The organism is Candidatus Krumholzibacteriota bacterium, assembly GCA_016932415.1.
Lineage (GTDB): Bacteria > Krumholzibacteriota > Krumholzibacteriia > Krumholzibacteriales > Krumholzibacteriaceae > Krumholzibacterium.
Genome location: JAFGCX010000011.1, coordinates 158442 through 177001, shown reverse-complemented (window position 1 = coordinate 177001; position 18560 = coordinate 158442). Strand labels below are relative to the sequence as shown.

The 18560-nt window shown below is 54.2% G+C and carries 15 protein-coding genes; 3 read left to right on the top strand and 12 right to left on the bottom strand.

Translation table 11 applies throughout. The features are described 5' to 3' along the window. Window positions 1-93: 93 nt before the first annotated feature. Entirely contained in the window at window positions 94-1290 is a 1197-nt protein-coding gene (locus tag JW814_05130; GenBank protein ID MBN2070823.1) for a hypothetical protein, read from the top strand. 201 nt (window positions 1291-1491) lie between these two features. On the opposite strand, the gene JW814_05125 is transcribed toward JW814_05130, so the two are convergent. From JW814_05125 to JW814_05095, 7 genes are all read right to left on the bottom strand, one after another. Then, window positions 1492-2427, bottom strand: a complete 936-nt coding sequence (locus JW814_05125) for a radical SAM protein (GenBank protein MBN2070822.1) — start codon at window positions 2425-2427, stop codon at window positions 1492-1494. Further along, a complete protein-coding gene (locus JW814_05120) occupies window positions 2427-3320 on the bottom strand; it encodes an NAD(P)/FAD-dependent oxidoreductase (protein ID MBN2070821.1) in 894 nt (297 codons plus the stop codon). Before JW814_05120 ends, JW814_05125 begins: the two co-directional genes overlap by 1 nt. Then, window positions 3310-3969, bottom strand: a complete 660-nt coding sequence (locus tag JW814_05115) for an isochorismatase family protein (protein ID MBN2070820.1) — start codon at window positions 3967-3969, stop codon at window positions 3310-3312. The genes JW814_05120 and JW814_05115 overlap by 11 nt, the downstream gene beginning before the upstream one ends. Before the next feature lie 43 nt (window positions 3970-4012). Then, a complete protein-coding gene (locus JW814_05110) occupies window positions 4013-5467 on the bottom strand; it encodes a trimethylamine methyltransferase family protein (GenBank protein MBN2070819.1) in 1455 nt (484 codons plus the stop codon). A gap of 63 nt (window positions 5468-5530) precedes the next feature. Continuing rightward, window positions 5531-6175 (bottom strand): hypothetical protein, encoded by a 645-nt coding sequence (locus tag JW814_05105; protein ID MBN2070818.1) that lies wholly within the window; start codon window positions 6173-6175, stop codon window positions 5531-5533. Between the two features lie 31 nt (window positions 6176-6206). Next, window positions 6207-7130: a homocysteine S-methyltransferase family protein gene (locus tag JW814_05100; GenBank protein ID MBN2070817.1), complete on the bottom strand. Its 924-nt coding sequence runs from the start codon at window positions 7128-7130 to the stop codon at window positions 6207-6209. Window positions 7131-7170: 40 nt separating this feature from the next. Next, window positions 7171-7818, bottom strand: coding sequence for a corrinoid protein (locus JW814_05095; protein ID MBN2070816.1), 648 nt, complete (start codon window positions 7816-7818; stop codon window positions 7171-7173). Window positions 7819-8039: 221 nt separating this feature from the next. Here JW814_05095 and JW814_05090 point away from each other — a divergent pair, with 221 nt between their 5' ends. Further along, window positions 8040-9041, top strand: a complete 1002-nt coding sequence (locus tag JW814_05090; protein MBN2070815.1) for a zinc-dependent alcohol dehydrogenase family protein — start codon at window positions 8040-8042, stop codon at window positions 9039-9041. Window positions 9042-9056: 15 nt separating this feature from the next. On the opposite strand, the gene JW814_05085 is transcribed toward JW814_05090, so the two are convergent. From JW814_05085 to JW814_05070, 4 genes are all read right to left on the bottom strand, one after another. Further along, window positions 9057-9749, bottom strand: coding sequence for an SIMPL domain-containing protein (locus JW814_05085; GenBank protein ID MBN2070814.1), 693 nt, complete (start codon window positions 9747-9749; stop codon window positions 9057-9059). A 200-nt stretch (window positions 9750-9949) separates the two neighbouring features. Further along, window positions 9950-11626, bottom strand: coding sequence for a peptidase (locus JW814_05080; protein MBN2070813.1), 1677 nt, complete (start codon window positions 11624-11626; stop codon window positions 9950-9952). 215 nt (window positions 11627-11841) lie between these two features. Next, window positions 11842-13425, bottom strand: coding sequence for a PAS domain S-box protein (locus JW814_05075; GenBank protein ID MBN2070812.1), 1584 nt, complete (start codon window positions 13423-13425; stop codon window positions 11842-11844). Next, window positions 13425-15590 (bottom strand): response regulator, encoded by a 2166-nt coding sequence (locus JW814_05070; protein ID MBN2070811.1) that lies wholly within the window; start codon window positions 15588-15590, stop codon window positions 13425-13427. The genes JW814_05075 and JW814_05070 overlap by 1 nt, the downstream gene beginning before the upstream one ends. 234 nt (window positions 15591-15824) lie before the next feature. Between JW814_05070 and JW814_05065 the strand changes: the two genes are divergently transcribed. Next, complete coding sequence (locus tag JW814_05065; protein MBN2070810.1) at window positions 15825-17063, top strand: M20 family metallo-hydrolase; 1239 nt, start codon at window positions 15825-15827, stop codon at window positions 17061-17063. Between the two features lie 62 nt (window positions 17064-17125). Here the strand turns inward: JW814_05065 and JW814_05060 are convergent, their stop codons facing one another. Further along, entirely contained in the window at window positions 17126-18538 is a 1413-nt protein-coding gene (locus JW814_05060) for an aldehyde dehydrogenase family protein (protein MBN2070809.1), read from the bottom strand. Between the last annotated feature and the right edge of the window lie 22 nt (window positions 18539-18560).

The window sequence follows — 18560 nt, the reverse complement described above, 5'->3', positions numbered from 1 at the left end:
ATTGACTTTCCGGGTTATTTCTGTTTAAAAGGACAGGTTGCCGGCGGCAGACGGCCGCCGCGGATCTGTTACCTCATACACGAAGGAGAAGAGATGAGACGCTTCTTTTCGATCACCATCATCCTTGCCGTCGCGGCGATTATAGCGACGCCTGTTTTTTCCGGCGAACAGGCCGACAAGGATTTTGGGTTCAAGTTCGGCGGATACCTCAAGACCGACCTTATCTACGACACCACGAGGCTTTTCCCCGGAAATTACCTGCTATATGTCCAGCCGTACAGCGGAGACGCCAACAACGAGTTTTTCCTCACAGCCCGTGAATCGAGGCTAGCTTTCGATTTCTGGTGGATGGAAGGGGATTACAAGACGACGGCGTACGTGGAATTCGATTTCGAAAACGCGGGGGGAGGGGAGAACAAGGCGGATCCGATGCTTCGCCATGCCTTTTTCAAGATCAGCAAATGCCAGTGGTCCCTCCTTGCCGGACAGACGTGGGATATCATCTCCCCTCTGAATCCGAGCACGGCGAACTACTCGGTGCTCTGGTACCAGGGCAACATAGGATACCGCCGCCCCCAGATCCGCTTCTCCACCTGGAAGGAAACGGGTGAGGACAAAAAGATCACTCTCGACGCAGGCATCTCGCGCAACATCGGGGGGGACCTCGATGGCGACAAGATCGACGATGGAGCCGATTCGGGCCTTCCCGCAGTCCAGGGCCGCCTTGGGTACGCGTCGCTGCTCGGCGAATCGGGCAAGATGTCGCTCGGATTTTCCGGCCACTACGGAATCGAGAAATACGACGTCGACGATCTCGAAGAGGTCACCTCCTGGTCGGCGAACGCCGATCTCCTACTGGCCTTCAACGAGAAGGTCTGCCTGAAGGGAGAGTTTTTCACCGGTGAGAACCTCGGCCAGTATCTCGGCGGCATAGGCCAGAGCGTCGACGAGATGAACAATCCTCTCGCCTCGATGGGTGGCTGGGGGATGCTCTCGGTCAAGATGACCGACAGGGTCACCGTCAACGCCGGTTATGGCTTCGACGATCCTGACGACGCGTCATGGGAGACCCCCGACGAGGATGGCGAGTGGGATATGATGAGCCGTAACAGCGATATCTTCGGCAACCTTTTCTACAGCATGACCAAAAGGGTCACGGCGATCCTCGAGGTCGGTTACGCGAAGACAGAATATCTCACCCGGGAGAATGAGGCGGGAGAGATCACCGATACATTGACCGAATACGACGGCCTCAGGTTCCAGTTCGCGTTGAAATGCGCGATCAAGTAGCTGGCGAAGATGCGAGTTCCTGCCTGGCATCTCTTGTTCGCACGCCGCGCCAGGCAGAATTAAGTAGACTTGTTAAAGCCCTCCGGTATCTGCCGGGGGGCTTTTTTGCCTTTGCGCCGGTAGCGCCACCCGGCGGGAAAAAGCTCCTGCCATGCATTTATATCGATTATAGGTGGGAAAGAGCCCGGTTTTGGGGCGAGGTCAGATCTCCCGCAGGGAATAGCTGTACCCGGCGTCGAATGTTCCGGGTTCTTCCAGATAGCTCTTTATATACTGACCGCAGTTGCTTCCGATCTGGTTCTCTTCCAGTTCGCCCATGCTCAGGATCACCTCGTACCCGGCTGCTTCAAGAGGTTTCGCGACATCACACCTTTTCTCATCAGGCATAATACGTGATTTTACTCCGTTCCTGCCGGCCTGGCAGGTCGGATTGACAGGAGTCATCTTAATGATATACCGGCCGGGGTGAAAGTGCCCGAGAAGTACGCCCGGATCAAGAGGCATCCCTTCGGCTAGCGCGAAATTGAGCGTGATCTTTCTTCCACCTTCATCATAGAACCTGTCTCCGTATTCCCCTAACTGCGCGAACTGTTGCTTTTTGACGGGGATAAGCCAGTCGCGTTTTTCGGAGTCAGTCGTGTGGATCGAGAACTGCAGCTGGAAGTTCTTCGGATAGAGCCTTTTCTTGATCTCAAGGAGACGCTCGAAGAATTTTTCCGTCCCCGCGGGGGCTATCGTTGAAAGTGAGGGGATCAATCCTGGCGCGTCGCAGACGAGCGGCAGTTTCTCAAGCGCATCAAGGACATCTTCGTTATACGAAGGTTCTCCCATCCTGGCAAACTGCACCTTGAATTTTTCCGCCGGGACCTTCAGATCGGGGTATCGCGCCCTGACCATGTAATCTACCTGTCCGAGCATCTCGCCGGCGGACAGCTTTCCCTCGTACGTTCTTCCCGCGTCGCAGAATCTGCACCCGGCGGGGCAGCCATGCAGAGTCGAGATGATAAGGACCCATTTTCTTTCTCTCGGGATGGGAGGCTGTACCGATTCTACAAACTCGATCATGCTGCCGGCCTGCGTCTCCGCTATGTATACCGTTGCTATCTTTTCGTCTCCCGCTTTCGCTTTTACCTTTATCATCGTCCGGCGATCTTCCTCTCTATCTCCATTGCCGCTCTTATCCCGTCTCCTGCCGCTATCGCTGCCTGCCTGAAAGGCCCGTTCCTGACGTCCCCGGCAAGATACAGGATACGCTCACCCAAAAGCAAATCGATATTCCTGGAGAGTTCTCTGCCAAAATAGCCTGTCGCCGGTTCCCTCCCGATGGCAAATAGGAGATGGTCCGCCTCGATGCTTTCGCGCACCGATCCTTCCCCCCGGGCCATTATACTCAAGGCTTGCCCGGCCTTTCCGACCTTCTCCACGTCGAACTCCCCCGTCACCTTTATCCCTCGCTGCCTGTGGACCCTTTCAACAAGGAGGGGAAGCGCTTTTGGATCCCGGCCACGCATCAGTATCTCTATTTCGTTATGCCTGGAAAGATTAAGCGCGTAATCGAACGCCGCGTCTCCCGACCCGATTATGGCGATCCTTTTACCTGTCGAACGTAAGAGCGTTGAAAGCCCGGTGGATACCGAACCCTCCGCGCCGGGAGATATTTCTATCCCCTCTGGAAACAGTGCCTCCGTGCCCGAAGCAGCTATGGCTATCCCCGCTTCATGTCTTCCGTTACCTGTCTCCGCCACGAAACGGCCGCCGGTATATTCCAGGGACTTCACCTCCTGCAAGATCACCCGGGCTTTTGCGTTTTCAAGGTGCCGCTCGAAGAGGTCTGCCAGAGAGCTCCCTTCGATACCGCCTGGAAATCCCGGATAGTTCTCGACCAGGTTCGCCTCTCTCGCCAGACCTCCCGCTTTTTCCTTTTCGAAGATAATCGTGTCGATCCCGTACCTGCCGAGCTGCACCGCGGCGGCGATACCGGCGGGTCCCGCGCCGACGATGATGACAGTCTTCAGAGGGTCAGCGCGCATCTTCGATCGCTCCGGTAATATCGGCGGAAAGGACCGGGACCGCGAATCCATGCGCCAGGCCTCTCAGCGACCCTTCGTGAAGCTCCCTGTTGTATGTCGCCGTGGAATCTGCCGGGACAAAGGTCTCAAATCCCCTTACAAAAGCCGCTCTTGCCGTACTCTCCAAACAGAGATGCGTCATCACGCCCGTCATGACGAGCTGCTCCACGCCTGCCCTCCGGAGAAACTCTTCAAGCTCCGTCGCGTAGAAGGCATTATATTGGGTCTTTACGATGATATCGGCGTATGAGAACGAAAGCTCGGGAACGATCCTGCTTTTTTCGTCTTCTTCCCTGATCAGGTCGCTCCACCAGCGCCCCATCATCGCGGCGTTCTCGTCTGTATTAAGGTGCCTTGTCATTACGACCGGCCGCCCTATCGACGAGAAGGCAGAGGCGAGCGAAGCGATCGAGGGGATTATATCCCGCATCGACGGGATCGCCGCGTGTGAATCACTGTCGAGAAAATACCTTTGCATGTCGAGAATCAAAAGTGCCGACGCAGTCGGAGAAAATGTCTGTCGCCTCTTTGTCCCGTCCATCCCGAGCCCGGCGATCATCTTCGCGGAGACCTCGTTAATATTTTCCTGAGTGAAATATCTTTCTTTCAACTTTTCTCCGACCGGAATAAACCCGCACTGTCATCTCTGATATTTAAAGCGCTGGCAATCTGTCCATACCGGCTTTTTTTGCTTCCGCTTCCATCAGATCCCTGAGGATCTCTGCCGTATCCTTTTTGAGCGGTTCCGGCTTGTGCGTCGCCAGTATCTTCTCCGCTTTCGCCGCCGCTCTGCCAGCCGCGTCTGCCCTGCCGCCGGCGCGCCATTCTTCGAGCGTACCCCTCTCAATGACCTCGCCCGGCATATATACTTCCTTACGGAACCACTTCATCGTGTGGGAAAGGGAAAGGAATTCCCCTTTCTCGAGGCCCTGGCTTATGATCGGCTTGGCGATCGGGTCGTCCCTCAGCTCTATCCCGGCAGTCAGCCTTCGAGCCATCTGGCAGATCTCGTTGTCTAGAACGAGTTTTTCCAGGCTCTGGCATGATTCGAAATCGAGCATCCCCGGACCGGAAATATTGTTTATCCCCGAAACCGCCGCAACGATGGCTCCCATCGCCGTTTCCATCCCCGCCTGGTAATCTACAGGTTTCGAATCACTCAGCGCCATATATGCCTGGACCGGGACTCCGAGATGTTTTCCTACCTCCGCGTAAGCTCCGTCTATCATCATCGTCTCGATCGCTCCCATCGGGGTCGTCCCTTTCCTCATATCGAAACATGCCGGCGATCCGCCGTAAATGATCGGCGCCCCGGGGTACGCGAGCTGATGGATCACTATGCCGCTGAGAGATTCCGCGCAGTGCTGCGTGACCGCTCCGGCAAGCGTAACCGGGGATGTAGCCCCCGTCAAAGGCATCGAGATAAGTTCGGCGGGAATGCCGGTCCGGGCGCAATCGATCAGCGCCTGGCAGGTAAGATCGCTCCATTTAAGCGGGGGAGAGGGGCAACAGTCGAATATGGCGATCGGTTTTTCCCGCAGCTTTTCCTCCGACCCGGAAACGGCGGAAAGCATCGCGTGCATCGATTTGAACGCGTCTATTCTGAATGTCCCCGTCACAATCGGTTTCGATGAATATTGAAGCCCTATATAGACCCTGTACCTGTCAGCTATCGCTTCAGGAACATCGCCCGGTATCATCCCCGTGCTCTGCGCCGAGTATCCAGGCAAGGCATCGATCACCGTGGCGAAAGCCTTCACGTCCGATGTGTCGGGTATCCTCGCGTCTCCGAGCTTATGATCGAATATCCTGAGCGCTGCCGAACCGGGATTGAAATGTATCCTTTCCCCGCCAAGATCCATCGCGACCGTCCCGTCCCTGTTATAGAGAAGTATTCTTTCCGGCGCCGTCTCGAGAGCCTTTTCGACCATCGCCCCGGAGATCCTGGCCGTCTCTCCGTCAATCTTCGCGCCGGCGCCGCCGAGAAGTTCGAGAGCTTCGCGGTTTTCCACGAATACTCCGATCTCCTCGAGGATCTCCTTTGCCTCGTCGACGATCTTTTGTCTGTCCTCTTTTTCGAACCACCGGACTCTCGGCATCAGGCTCATTTCCCGCCTCGCTTTCCTCTATCGCATATTTCCGTTTCGGCTACTGTCGCGCGGTTGGGCGCGTCACTTATCCCTTCTGTAGAAACATCTGTCCATATCGCAGTTCCTGCAAGAATTCTCGCTTCTCATCCTTGCCGGCCTTTCGGCTATGTCTATAGCGAACGACACCGATTTTCTCGGGATCATCATGCTGCTTTCGGAAAGTCTGACTCCGATCTTCCCTCCGTCGAGCAGATCGAAGATCGAACGTTGTTCTTTTATATCCCAGTCCCCGTATCCGGGGCTTGCCCTGCATGAAGTCTTCAGTCCTTCCCCGGCAGCCTTCGCCGCGATAAGCCTGTCGATGTGGTTGGCTGTCTCCTCGGCGCAGACTGACCCCACAGAATCGAGTATCACCGCCTTGAGCAATTCTCCCGTCTTTGAGAGTTCCGATACGAGGTCTTCAAGCATCGGCCCTATCGTGCATATGCAGAAAGCTACTTTTTCGAGATCGTCGAAGATCGTCGATCGCGGAAGATCCTTTCCCGCCGTGATCAGGTATATCCCTGCCGGCCTTATCAGCCGCGCCGCCTCCGACATCGCCTCTTCGAGGGCCTCTTCGACCCTGTCGGAAAAACTCTCGCCACTATCCCTTTTTTTGCCGAGCAGCCTGACGACTTCGGCCCTGTCCGGGTTGATCGTGATATTGTCGATTATTACCGGTTCCATTATTTTTCCTATGCGCGCGATATCTGATATTCTATCTGTTAAAATCGTCGACAAGCCTTCTGAGCGGCGCCGTAAAATCGGGAGTCGTACCGCAGCAACCTCCCACCGCTTCGATCCCCGCTTTCAGCATCTTCCCCACGTCGGCGGCGAACTCTTCCGGGCTCTGGCGGTATACCGCCTTTCCGCCGATGATCTCGGGCTTGCCGGCGTTCGGCTGGAAAAGCAGAGGCAACTCTGTCAGCCTTCTCATCTGCGGGGCAAGATCTATCATCCTGTCGCTGGAGAGGGTGCAGTTTGCTCCGAGGACGTCTGCGCCTTCGGAAGCAAGCGCTTCGACGACCTTCTCCGGCGTATCGCCCATAAGGGTAAAATACCCTTTCGGTTTTTTGTCGAAAGTCATCTCTACTGCTACCGGTTTGTCCGAGATCTCTCGTACCGCTCTTAGCGCTTCCAGAGCTTCCCGGATATCATACATCGTCTCTATCAGAAAAATGTCGACTCCGCCGCGGTCAAGCGCCGCTGCCTGTTGAAGGAACGCCTCTCTTGCTTTTTCCGCGGTGAGCCTTCCTACCGGAGCGAAGAACTCTCCGGTGGGGCCTATATCTCCGGCGACATATACTTCGCTCTTTCCCGATTTTTCCAGGGCTTCAAGGACAAGAGCGGCTGCCTTTTCGTTGACGCCGGAAGGATCGAGGCCTCTTCCCCCTTCCGATGCGCCAAGCTTGATCGATGTAGCCCCGAATGTGTTCGTCTGGATGACGTCGGCTCCCGCGTCGATGTACGCCCGGTGTATTGCGATCATCTTTTCCGGATTGAGAAAATTCCATTGCTCGGGGACTTCCCTCTCGCCCAGCCCGCCGGCGATAAGCATGCTCCCCATTCCCCCATCGAAGAGGATCCTTTTTCCCCTGATAATATCCCTGAAATCTTTTTTCATCACATTCCTGTCTTTCACCGTGCGGTCACGATATCCCCGGGGCCCGGCCTCAGCCGCCCTACCCTTCATCCAGGAGTTTTTTCAACAGGCTGACCGCCGCCACGGCGTCTCCCGCGTACCCGTCGGCTCCGATCTGTTCAGCCCATTTCTCGTCGCAGGGCGCGCCACCTACCATTACCCTGACTTTTTTCCGCATCGATCGGTTTTCAAGTTCGAGTATCACATCCTTCTGTCCGGGCATCGTCGTCGTCAGAAGCGCCGAAACGGCTATGCAATCGGCATTTTTCTTCTCTGCCTCGTCAACAAACGCCAGAGCGGGAACATCTGCCCCGAGATCGGTGATCTCGAATCCGTTCGCCGCGAGCATCGTCGCCACGAGAGTCTTCCCTATATCATGTATATCGCCTTCTATCGTACCGATGACTACATGTCCCGCCTTCTGCTGTTTTTCGCTGCTCGCTTCGAGCGCCGGTTGAAGGACCTCCATCGCTTTTTTCATCGCCTCTGCGCCCATTACAAGCTCGGGAAGGAAAAGCGTCCCCTCTTCCCACAGCCTGCCGACCTCTCTTATCCCTTTTACGAATCCTTCCTCGATCACCTCGAGGAGTGGCAATCCCTCTTTAAGAGTCGCCGCGGCAAGTTCGGCTGCTTTGTCCTGGTCTCCTTCAAGAACAGCTTTTCTGCATTCTTCCAGATGTCCTTTCATATCACGTTCCTCCATTTTCAATCAGGGACGGATCAATAGATTTGCCTTTATCTCATGGATCTGTCAAGAATCTTTGTGGCCATCGGATTCCCGTCGGGTGTATCATTCGATGAAAAGCCGCGCGCGCGCCGGCCCGGGCCCTGCCCCGCCTGGAAATAATCGCGTGCGCCAGCCTGACGCATTTTAGCGCAATAATGAATGGTAAATCAAGGGGGCTTCTTATGAAAGCGATGATACTGAGAAAACCCGGGCTGCTTGAGGACAGGCCGCTTGATCTGGCGGAGATCCCCGTTCCCGAACCTGGCCCGGGGGAGATACTCCTTCGCGTTTCATGCTGCGGTCTCTGCCATACCGATATCCATACCATAGAGGGAGACCTTGAACTTCCGCTCCTTCCCTTGATCCCCGGTCATCAGATCGTGGGAACGGTCGAGAAACATGGCCCCGGGGTCTCTTCTCCTGCGCTCGGTGAGAGGGTGGGCTCCGCGTGGCTTGGCAGCACCTGCCTCAGCTGCCGCTGGTGCGAAAGCGGGCGCGAAAACCTTTGCGCCGGCGCCCGTTTCACCGGGTATGACATCAATGGAGGGTACGCTGAATATGTCGCCCTGCCCGCTGCCTTTGTATATCCACTGCCGGCGGGCTTCTCGGACGAAGCGGCTGCTCCGCTTCTCTGCGCCGGTATCATCGGTTACAGGGCGCTGTCGATCAGCGGTATAGCGAAAGGCCAGGTCCTCGGTCTCTACGGTTTTGGCGCGAGCGCGCACGTGACGATACAGATCGCCGTTCACTGGGGTTGCAGAGTCCTGGTCTTTTCAAGGAGCGAAGAACACAGGGACCACGCGATCAGGCTCGGCGCTTTCTGGGCCGGCTCGTCCAGAGATGTTCCCCCGGTAAAACCCGATGCCTCGATAATCTTCGCACCGGCGGGCGGGCTGATCCCCGACGCCCTCGCCGCTGTCGAAAAGGGAGGGACAGTAGCCCTGGCTGGGATCACGATGAGCGACACGCCGCCTCTCGACTATGAAAAGCATCTGTACCACGAGAAGGTTCTCAGGAGCGTGGCAAATTCGACCCGGCGTGACGGTCAAGAGCTTCTTGTTCTTGCCGCTTCGATACCGATAAGGACCGATACGACTCTTTTTCCCCTTGAGGCGGCGAATGAGGCCCTCCTGATGATAAGGGAAAGCCGGATATCAGGCGCTGGGGTCCTCCGAATCGGTTAGCTCCCGGGAAGTGCTTTATTTTACGAACCGCCAGCGGCAACTTACGCTGACCCTTACTATTATCTCCTCCGGGACCTGCTGCGCCTGTACCTGCGCCCCGCCAAACCGCACTGCTTCGATGATCCCGGGACCATCCTGGCAGGGTGTCGATATCTCTATCAATTCTCCCAGGCTTCCCCCCGCCTCTCTCGCCAGCGTCTCGGCGTCCTCCCTGACCCGTCTTATCGCGTCGGACAGGGCTCTCTTCCTCATAAAATCGATCCTCGAAGATGAATACTGGATATCATTGATCTCGGCGGCTCCCGAGGTAAGAATAGCATCTATGATATTCCCGATCTTCGAGAAGTCCTCGGTCTTCACCCAGAGCATCTGCCTCGAAGAATAACCTTTCCGTTCTCTCTGCCTTGTCTGTTCGGAATACTGATATTCCGGTTCGACCCTGAACAGGGTAGTAAATATCTCTTTTTCCGAAAATCCCGCCGCGTTGAGGGCGCTCACTACTTCAGCGTGAAGCCTGGCGCTTTCCCTCGCCGCTTCTTCAGATTTATCCGCTCTGGCCGTGATCGAAAAGTGTATTTTCGCTATGTCAGGCACTACCGCCGCCTCTCCCTGCCCCGAAACGGATATCTCCGCTCCAGCGGCAAAAGCGAGGGAAGAAGCAGCGAGGATCGCGGCAGAAAACACCATCAGAAACCCTGATCTGTACACCTGAAGCCTCCTTTCCTTGCCCGCGTTTATTACGCCGCTTACGGCGCGGGCGTATCGGCCCTTTCAGTTCGAAGCCCCCAGTGACTACTCTGGGGGCTTCTCTGCAGTTAACTGAACAGGGGTGGCCGGACACGCGGTATCTCAACATTAATCCCCCGGAAGGCCGACCAGCTTTTCGGAGGTCATCTCCGGCCTAGTCTTCAGTTGACCGCATACCTCTTTTCTATCTCGAAAGACGGTATTATGTCGACGGGGACGCCTTCGAGCTTCTTCAACGATGCCGTGACATCCTCGCCCATTTCTCCATATTTTTCTATATATCGTGCCGCTTCTTCGTAGTCCCCACGGGCCTGTATCATGAGGATCTCATGCGACAGCGCTTTGACCGCGTCCTTTGCGGCGGCAAAATCCACAGACCAGAGCCCGGTTGCCGGATCCTGGCTGTAAGCCCCTTTTTCTTTCATGAAATTGAAGATAATCATGTTCGCCCTGCCGTGAGCTTCTTCAACACCGAATCGGACCGAGCGGAAGAACCCTGCCAGAAAAGAGACGGCCGTCTCTTTTTCCAGCCTGTCGTCATAGAACCCTTCATCAATAAGATAATAAAAATTATACTCTCCCACAATATCTGCTTTTGCTTCTTCTATCGCGGAGTACGTATTGCTCAACATCTTATTCACGGTAGTTTCCGTGCCGTCCTCAAGAGTTATGATCCCCGGGCCGAGTCCATGAGAGAATTCATGCAGCAGGATGTGGTTGAAATAAGCGTCGAAAGTAAGATATTTCAACTGCTCCCGATCGATCACCTTTTCCGCTATCGGAACGAGGATCTTCTCGAACTTCGCCTGGCACATGTTCCGTAGCATCACTTTTTTGCAGCCTTTCGCCTCGCGCACCCTTTCGTCGTTCGGAAGATTGAACGCAAGCGTCTGTACTCCGGCCTTTGTATCCCCCGCGGAGAATATCTCGTCGACGACGGCGATCGGCGAGTCGCTTCCCCTGTCAAGGTTCTTGTACCTGTCCTCCACGGGAAGGTTCAATTCCATTTTCTGGAGATAGTGTTTCAACCCGTCGAGTTTTTTGCTTTCTTCCGGATCGCGTATGCACAAAAAGGACTCGAATGCCGCCTTGTAGTTGAACAGGTTGTCCTCGTATACCTCGTACGGCCCTATCGTGATATCTATCAGGTTGTCCGTGATATCCATCCAGTCCATGTCGGACTGGTAATAATCGTCACTGAAAAAGGCCGCTACTCTTGATCTTAGAAATCTGGCCAGAGAAACGTTTGTGGTCAGATCGGCCGCTTCATTCATGTATCTTGCCGCTTCCTCGAGTTTTCCCCTGTATTCCACCGAATACGGAACCGCTTTCAGGCTTCCGTCCTCGCCGCGCCTGATCACGGTGAAGTTGCTTTCGAATTTTTCAGCATCTTCCGGATGCGCTTCAAGCCAGCTCCCCAATTCTTCCTTTGTAATGTCCTCGGGATAGAAATTCGCGCCGGCTGGTTTTTCCTTGCCCGGGACAAAAGGTTCATGCTCTTCCAGCCTGTCCCAGGGCCCGAAATTCAGGTCGAAAAATCTGAGCTTCTTTCCATCGCCCTCAGCCACAAGTTTTTTCCTCAGATCTGCGTTATCCTTCGACACCTGCGTCAGAAAAATATCGTCCATTACCTTAGACGCGCGATAAAGCTTCTCAAGGACAGCCGTCTCGTTCCCGCCAAGAAGGTCCCACGGGACTTTCAACTCCACCGGGGCGTACGGGGCCATTCTTTCTTCGATGCTTTTCCCTTTCACAGTCTCACCTCCGCGGGCCGCCACGGCGAGAATAAAGACCAGCAGAGAACTGCCGGCCAACATCAATGCTCTTCTCTTTACCATCACTCTCTCCTTATCGTTTCCTTGCCCGGCCTGCCTTTCGGGCGCCTCGAAAGGGGCTTCCCACCGCCCCCCGGGCGGGGTATCCTGCCGGCATCGAGGGCCGATTGCATTAAAATCATCTGGGCCGTTCGAGCGGATGCTCTCCCGCCTCAAAATATCTTTCCTGGTGGGGTATCGGTCCTTCCTGAAGATCCCTTGGTTCCTGCGCGCTCCTTTCATTCTTCGGGATCGAGGAATATTCTGTTAAGCATCAGCCCCAGGTCGCCTATCGAATAGGGCTTCTGCATAAAATGGATATTGGCGTCATCGAGGATCTTCCGGTCGAGTATCGATCTGTCGTATCCGCTCGAAAGGATCACCGGGATCTCCTTCCTGATCTCCCTTATTTTATCCAGCACTTCCTTGCCATTCTCTCCCGGCATGATGATGTCCAGAATAATAAGTGATATCTCGTCTATCCTGTCGTTGAAATATTTCATCCCCTTCTCGGAATTTACAGCGGTGAGTGCTTTGTATCCGAGCTTTTCGAGCATCTCGCTTCCGATATCAAGGATCATCGGTTCATCGTCGATGATCAGGACTGTCTGACCTTCGCCCGGCTTGTACGCTATCCTTTCCCTCTCATCGCTCTCTTCCGGCAGGTCGTCCTTCTCCGCACGCAGGTATATATTGAACGTCGTACCTTTGCCGACCTCGCTGTAGACATCGATGAATCCGCCGTGGTTATGGACGATCCCATACACCATGTTCAAACCGAGCCCCGTCCCCTCACCCCTCGCCTTGGTAGTGAAGAAAGGCTCGAAGATCTTTTCGACTGTTCTCTCATCCATCCCGATCCCCGTGTCGGATATCGATATCCGCACATAACTTCCATACGCCATCGACAGGCTTATTTTCGGATATGAATCGTCGACTTCGATATTGGCCGAAGTCACGACGAGCTTTCCTCCGTCCGGCATCGCGTCTTTCGCGTTAAGACAGATGTTGAGCAGGGCCTGCTCCAGTTGCGTGGCTGATCCGCTGATCGCCTTGAGGTTTCTGAACAGATTCGTTTCGAGGACGATCTTCTTGTCTATCGTCTTTTCAAAAAGTTTGATCACTTCACGAATAAGAGCGTTGCAGTTTAAGATGCTCTTTTCCGCTGTCCGGTTGCTGGATAGCGTCAGCAGCCTCTCCGTGAGCTCAGAGGCTTTTCTTGCCGATCTTTCGACGATCTCGAGATATGTCCAGAGTTCATGGCCCGGCTCGATAAGGTCCATCATAAAAGAGGTGTAGCCGAGGATTCCTTCGAGAAGGTTGTTGAAATCGTGAGCGATCCCCCCCGCCATCTCTCCGATCGTCTCCATTTTCTGCGAATGCAGAAGCAGGTCCTGCAGGTGCTTTTTCTGGCTGTTGTCTATCAGTATCTGAAGGTAGCAGGTGATCGCGCCGTCACTGTTTCTCTGGGGCGACATGGAGAAGATCAGTTCCTTCTCGCGACCGTCGCTCCGCCTTATCTTGATTTCCCTGTTCCGTATATCTATATCGCCGGAGAGGGCGTTCCTTATCGATTCATAGTCTTCTTCAGAATACAGCGCGGAATCGAGCTTGGAACCGAGAAGTTCCGACTTGCTGAACCCCGTCAGCTTTTCGGCGCCCCGGTTGAAAGCCTTGTATTCTCCATCAAGGTCGATTACAGCAAAACCTACGAGATCGTTCTCGAGTATAGCCTCCATGATATCGAGATAATCCCGGCTGTTCCCGCTTTTCTGTATTTTTGCAAACAGTTCGCGGAAATCATCCATCACTTTTTCCTCCATCACCCCTTCCTCTCGGCTTGCAACAACACCCCCATCGCACCCTGCATTACCGCGGCCATATCCTTAAGCCTGTAGGGTTTTTTCAGAAATGAGACTGCTCCCCTGTCAAGCAGCTGCTGTATAACGAAATCTTCGCTGTATCCGCTTGCTATGATTATCGGCAGGTCAGGTTTAAACTCCTTTATTCTCGTGAAGACCTCGTCTCCCGACATCTCCGGCATGACAAGGTCAAGAAAAACGAGATCGATCCTCTGCGACTTCAATATCTCCAGACCCTTTTGCCCTGATTCAGCCCTTACCGCTTCATATCCGAGCATTGCGAGCATCGCTGCCGCCAGGTCAAGTATGATCTCTTCGTCATCTATTATAAGGATTTTTTTCGTTTCTTTCGAATTCCAGCTCCCTCCGCCCTGGTTCTTCTGATCCATCGCCGTCAGCGGCAGAAAGATCATCACTTCTGTTCCGGTGTTTTCCCGGCTCCTGACGTCCATCTTCCCCTGGTGCCCCTCGATTATACCGATCGCCGCCGGAAGGCCAAGCCCCTTGTTTCCCATCTCTTTTCTCGTTGTGAAGAACGGTTCGGCCGCCCGCCTGAACACGCTGGGCGCCATCCCGATCCCGTCATCCGAGATAGTTATCCGGATATAATCCCCTGTTGTCATTCCATTGGAAAAGATCTCGTTCGTACTGTCTATGAATACCTTTTCTGTCGCTATCTTTATGTTGCCTCCATCAGGCATAGCTTCACGCGAGTTCATAAGTATATTGAAAAACGCTTCGTGCAGCTGTGACGGGTCTCCCTTCACATTGCAGAGATCGGCTCTGAACTCCTTGGCGAGGGAGATGTTCGCCTGCGAGAGAAGACAGCTTTTGGCCGCCCGGTCGACCACTTCGCTTATATCGACGATCTCGCAGACATAATTCCCTTTTCTCGACATCGACAGAAGCTGGTGAGTCAATTTGTTCGCCTTTGCCCCCGCTTCCTCTATTTTCTCGAGCTGGACCACCCGGTGGTCGTTTTCCGGAAGTGAATTTCTTACCAGAGATGAAAACCCTATCATCGCGCCGATGAGATTGTTGAAATCATGCGCCACGCCACCGGCGAGTTTCGCCATCGATTCAAGATGGATCGACTCCATGGCGGTCTTTTCCAGCATGCTCTTCTGGCTGACATTCTCGACTGTCCCCCTGATCGCCCTTTTGCCCCTGAAATCGATCGAATGGATCTGCAGTTCGACTTCCTCGGCGCTATCGGCGAGTCTGTATATATGATAATATTTTTTTGAAGCGGGTCCTTCCATCTCGTTGAAGTTACAGATCATTTTGACAAGATCCCGGGCGCTTTCCTCATCAAAAAAAGTCTCTATTCTTTTTCCGAAAAGATTTTTTTTAACGGTTCCAAGTATTTCGGGGAGTTTCTCGCTGAAAAATTCGAGCTTTCCATCGATCAAAAGGAAAAACGCGTGTTCCTTGCTGTCGACAAGAGCTTTGTATCTTGTAAGCTCTCTCGATGCTCTTTCGATCTCCACCCTTCGTTCAAGGGCTGCCGCGATCGAGTCAGACAGCGAATATATAAGCCCGAGTTCCGTCTTGGTTATTTTCCGGCTGCTCGACAGGGCTATAATAAAAAGCGGTTGTCCGTTTCCTCTTTTTCTTCCAATAAACAGCGTTTCGAGATTCTCTTTCGTTTTCATCGAATCGATGATCGCCAGGAAGGTCTCTTCCGAGATTATTCCCTCGCTGGAGATCTTGGCAAGAAAACCTCCCAGCATTTCCGAATCGAGTTTTGTCGCCCCCTGAGCGTCGAAGATCTCGCCGATCCATTTATCCATGTATCCAGAGGCTCCGTACCGGTATTTGATCCCCTGGATATAATGATAGACTCCCTCTCTTGCCGATATCGCTTTTGTGTTCAGGCTGCTTCCGGAAAGGTCTTCGGTGATGAACATCACGAAAGAAAGGTCGATAAGTTCAAGGAGATAATCGGTTATATTCTGAATCGATTTGTCAAGGCTGCTGTTGCCGCACAGTTCCCTGAAAATGAACAGGCTGCTCTCAAGGCCGAGCAGCCTGCCATTTGAATTCTCGGATATTGTCTTCTTCCGTTCCGGCTTCGGGCTTTTTCCTGCGTCTCCTTTTTCCAGCTTTTGATTGATATCTTTCATTTCTGCTGTTTTCTTTGTGATAAATCATAAAAGCCAGTAGCCGATCGTTTTTCATTGAACCATTTTTACTCTTTGAAAGTCAACAGTGAAATCTGTTCCCTCTTTCCGGACCTGCTGGCATCTCTTTTTCAAGAAAGCCCTTGACCCTCGCGAGACCCGGTGTAATGATTATTTCATGAAATCCTGCCGGCTGTGCCGGCGCAGGCCAGAAGCAACAGATTGACGGGAGTTGTCATGGATTCAGATATCATTAAAAAAATATATGACAGGATCGAAAGCTATTCCGATTCGATGGTCGAGTTTCAGACGAAAATGACCGCCATCCCCGCCCTCGGCCCGGATAACGACGGAGAGGGTGAATCCAAAAAAGCGGCTTTTATAGAAGAGTGGCTTTCCAGCGAGATCGGGTTCGACGAGGTCCATCATTTCGACGCCCCTGACAAACGCGTCCCATCCGGTGTCAGGCCCAATATCGCCGCCGTCATGAAAGGCGCCTCGACGGCAAGAAGAATATGGGTCATGGCGCATATGGATATAGTCCCCCCGGGAGATCTTAAAAAATGGGATACTGATCCTTACAAGGTCGTCCTGAAAGATGGCAATATCTACGGCCGGGGAACGGAGGATAACCAGCACGGAATAGTGACTCCCCTCTTTGCTCTCAAGGCGATCAAAGAGCTCGGAGCGAAGCTTCCATATGACGTCTGCATCGCTCTCGTTTCGGACGAGGAAACGGGTAGCGAGTACGGAATAGGATATATGCTCGACAAATGCGACATGTTCGGAAAGAACGATTACATAATCGTTCCCGACGCGGGCGAACCCGACGGAGCGATGATAGAGGTCGCTGAAAAATCGATCTACTGGCTCAAGGTCGAGACGAAAGGCAAACAATGCCACGCTTCGACTCCCGCGGCGGGCGTCAACGCTCATTACGCCGGCGCGCACCTGATAACAAGGCTTCATTCCCTCTATGAGATATTCGACAGGAAAGACGAGGTCTTCGATCCGCCGACAAGCACCTTCGAAGCGACAAAAAAAGACGCCAATGTCCCCAACATCAACACGATACCGGGAGATGACGTCTTCTACCTCGATATGCGCGTCCTCCCGGGAATCGACCTCGCGGAAGTGGACAGAGAGATCCGTTCTATCGCCGATGGAGTTGAGAAAGAATTCAACGTCAAAATAACCACTTCTTCCGTACAGAAGGAAGAGGCCGCTCCGGCGACCCCTGTCGACGCGCCGGTAGTCAGGGCCCTTGCGCGCGCGATCGGTGATGTCTACCAGATAGAAGCGAAGCCGATGGGTATCGGCGGAGGAACGGTCGCGGCAGTCTTCAGAAGAAACGGGTTCAACGCGGTTGTCTGGTCGAAAATAGAGGATACCTGCCATCAGCCGAATGAATATACGACCCTTGCGGGGATGAAGGGAGACGCGAAGATCTTCGCGAATCTATTCCTTCAGGAGTAGCCGGTCAGCGCTTTCCGGTTTTCGGGCAAACGGGGGAGCCGGCAGCCTCCCCCGCCTGCCGGTCATATCACGAGAAGCCTCATGTCGCACATCTCCCTTATCGCGTACCTGAGGCCCTCTTTTCCCGTTCCCGAATCCTTTACTCCCCCGTACGGCATCCTGTCTACACGGAAGGTGGGGACATCCCCGATAATGACCCCTCCCGTCTCTATCCGGCTGAAGGCGCTCCTGATCCTTCCGATATCTTTCGTATAGACTCCGGCCTGCAGGCCGAACCTCGAATCGTTGACCATTTCTATCGCTTCATCGAAATCGTCGTACCCGGTCACGACAGCTGCCGGCCCGAAGAGTTCTTCGTCGACGACCTTCAATCCCTTCGCCGCTCCGTTAATGACCGTTGGAGGGTAAAAAGCCCCTTCGCGCTCTCCTCCGGCCAGGATCCGCGCGCCAGCGCCAGCCGCTTCTGCTATCCAGCTTTCAACCCTTTCGGCCTCCTCGACGGTTATCATCGGCCCCGTTTCTGTCTCCCGTTCGAAAAGATCCCCTCTTTTCAGCGATGCCGTCCTTTTGACGAACTTATCGATAAAAAGTCCCAGGATCGATCGGGATACGAGTATTCTCTGCACCGAAATGCAGACCTGCCCCGAAAAGGCGTAAGCCCCGACCACTATCCTCTCGACGGCAGAATCGATATCATCCCAGTCTTCATGCAGCACTACGGCGGCGTTCCCTCCCAGCTCAAGGGTTATTTTCTTTCCTGCGCAGGAAGACCATAGGTTCCACCCCACATCGGCGCTGCCCGTAAAGGTGACTTTCTTTATCTCTTTTCTCGCCGCCAGTCTTCCGGCCTGTTCTCCCGTCATCGGAAGAACGCTCAACCCTCCGGGCGGCAGCCCCGCTTCTTCAAGCACCTCGGCCAGCAGTAGCGCTGCCAGGGGCGCCTCGCTCGAAGGTTTGACGATCACCGGCGCTCCGGCCGCGATTGCGGGCGCTACCTTGTGCGCTACAAGATTCAACGGAAAATTAAAAGGCGTGATCGCCAGAACCGGTCCGGCGGGAAACCACCCGGTTATCCCGAATCTTCCCTCCCCAGGACGTGTCACGTCGAGCGGTATCATCTCCCCGCAGAGTCTGCTGCATTCCTGGGCCGCCTCGGTGAATGTCCGGATCGCTCGTTCGACCTCGCCAGCGGCGTAACGGATCGGCTTTCCCGTTTCCGCTATTATAGTCCTGGTGAATTCATCGCTTCTTTCCCTTATGCCGGCCGCCGCCCCGAGGAGGATATCCTCCTTTTCGTGCGCCGGCATTCCTTTCTGTAATGGAAACCTCATCACCGCCGCTTCCAGAGCCCTTTCGATCTCCCCTTCGTCGGGCCTGAGTGCCTGACCCACCACCGACCTTCCGCCGGGAGTCGTCACTTCGAAAAGTTCTCCCTTTTGCGTCCATTCCCCTCCGACATAACAGTATTTTTCCATCGCGCCTGCCCTCCCGCTTAAT

Excerpts from the sequence above, each read along its gene's own strand:
- JW814_05105 (MBN2070818.1), bottom strand. The coding sequence starts at position 6,175 with ATGGAACCGGTAATAATCGACAATATCACGATCAACCCGGACAGGGCC.
- JW814_05090 (MBN2070815.1), top strand. The coding sequence starts at position 8,040 with ATGAAAGCGATGATACTGAGAAAACCCGGGCTGCTTGAGGACAGGCCG.
- JW814_05075 (MBN2070812.1), bottom strand. The coding sequence starts at position 13,425 with ATGGAGGAAAAAGTGATGGATGATTTCCGCGAACTGTTTGCAAAAATA.
- JW814_05060 (MBN2070809.1), bottom strand. The coding sequence starts at position 18,538 with ATGGAAAAATACTGTTATGTCGGAGGGGAATGGACGCAAAAGGGAGAA.
- JW814_05120 (MBN2070821.1), bottom strand. The coding sequence starts at position 3,320 with ATGCGCGCTGACCCTCTGAAGACTGTCATCATCGTCGGCGCGGGACCC.
- JW814_05070 (MBN2070811.1), bottom strand. The coding sequence starts at position 15,590 with ATGAAAGATATCAATCAAAAGCTGGAAAAAGGAGACGCAGGAAAAAGC.
- JW814_05130 (MBN2070823.1), top strand. The coding sequence starts at position 94 with ATGAGACGCTTCTTTTCGATCACCATCATCCTTGCCGTCGCGGCGATT.
- JW814_05110 (MBN2070819.1), bottom strand. The coding sequence starts at position 5,467 with ATGAGCCTGATGCCGAGAGTCCGGTGGTTCGAAAAAGAGGACAGACAA.
- JW814_05080 (MBN2070813.1), bottom strand. The coding sequence starts at position 11,626 with ATGGTAAAGAGAAGAGCATTGATGTTGGCCGGCAGTTCTCTGCTGGTC.
- JW814_05065 (MBN2070810.1), top strand. The coding sequence starts at position 15,825 with ATGGATTCAGATATCATTAAAAAAATATATGACAGGATCGAAAGCTAT.
- JW814_05095 (MBN2070816.1), bottom strand. The coding sequence starts at position 7,818 with ATGAAAGGACATCTGGAAGAATGCAGAAAAGCTGTTCTTGAAGGAGAC.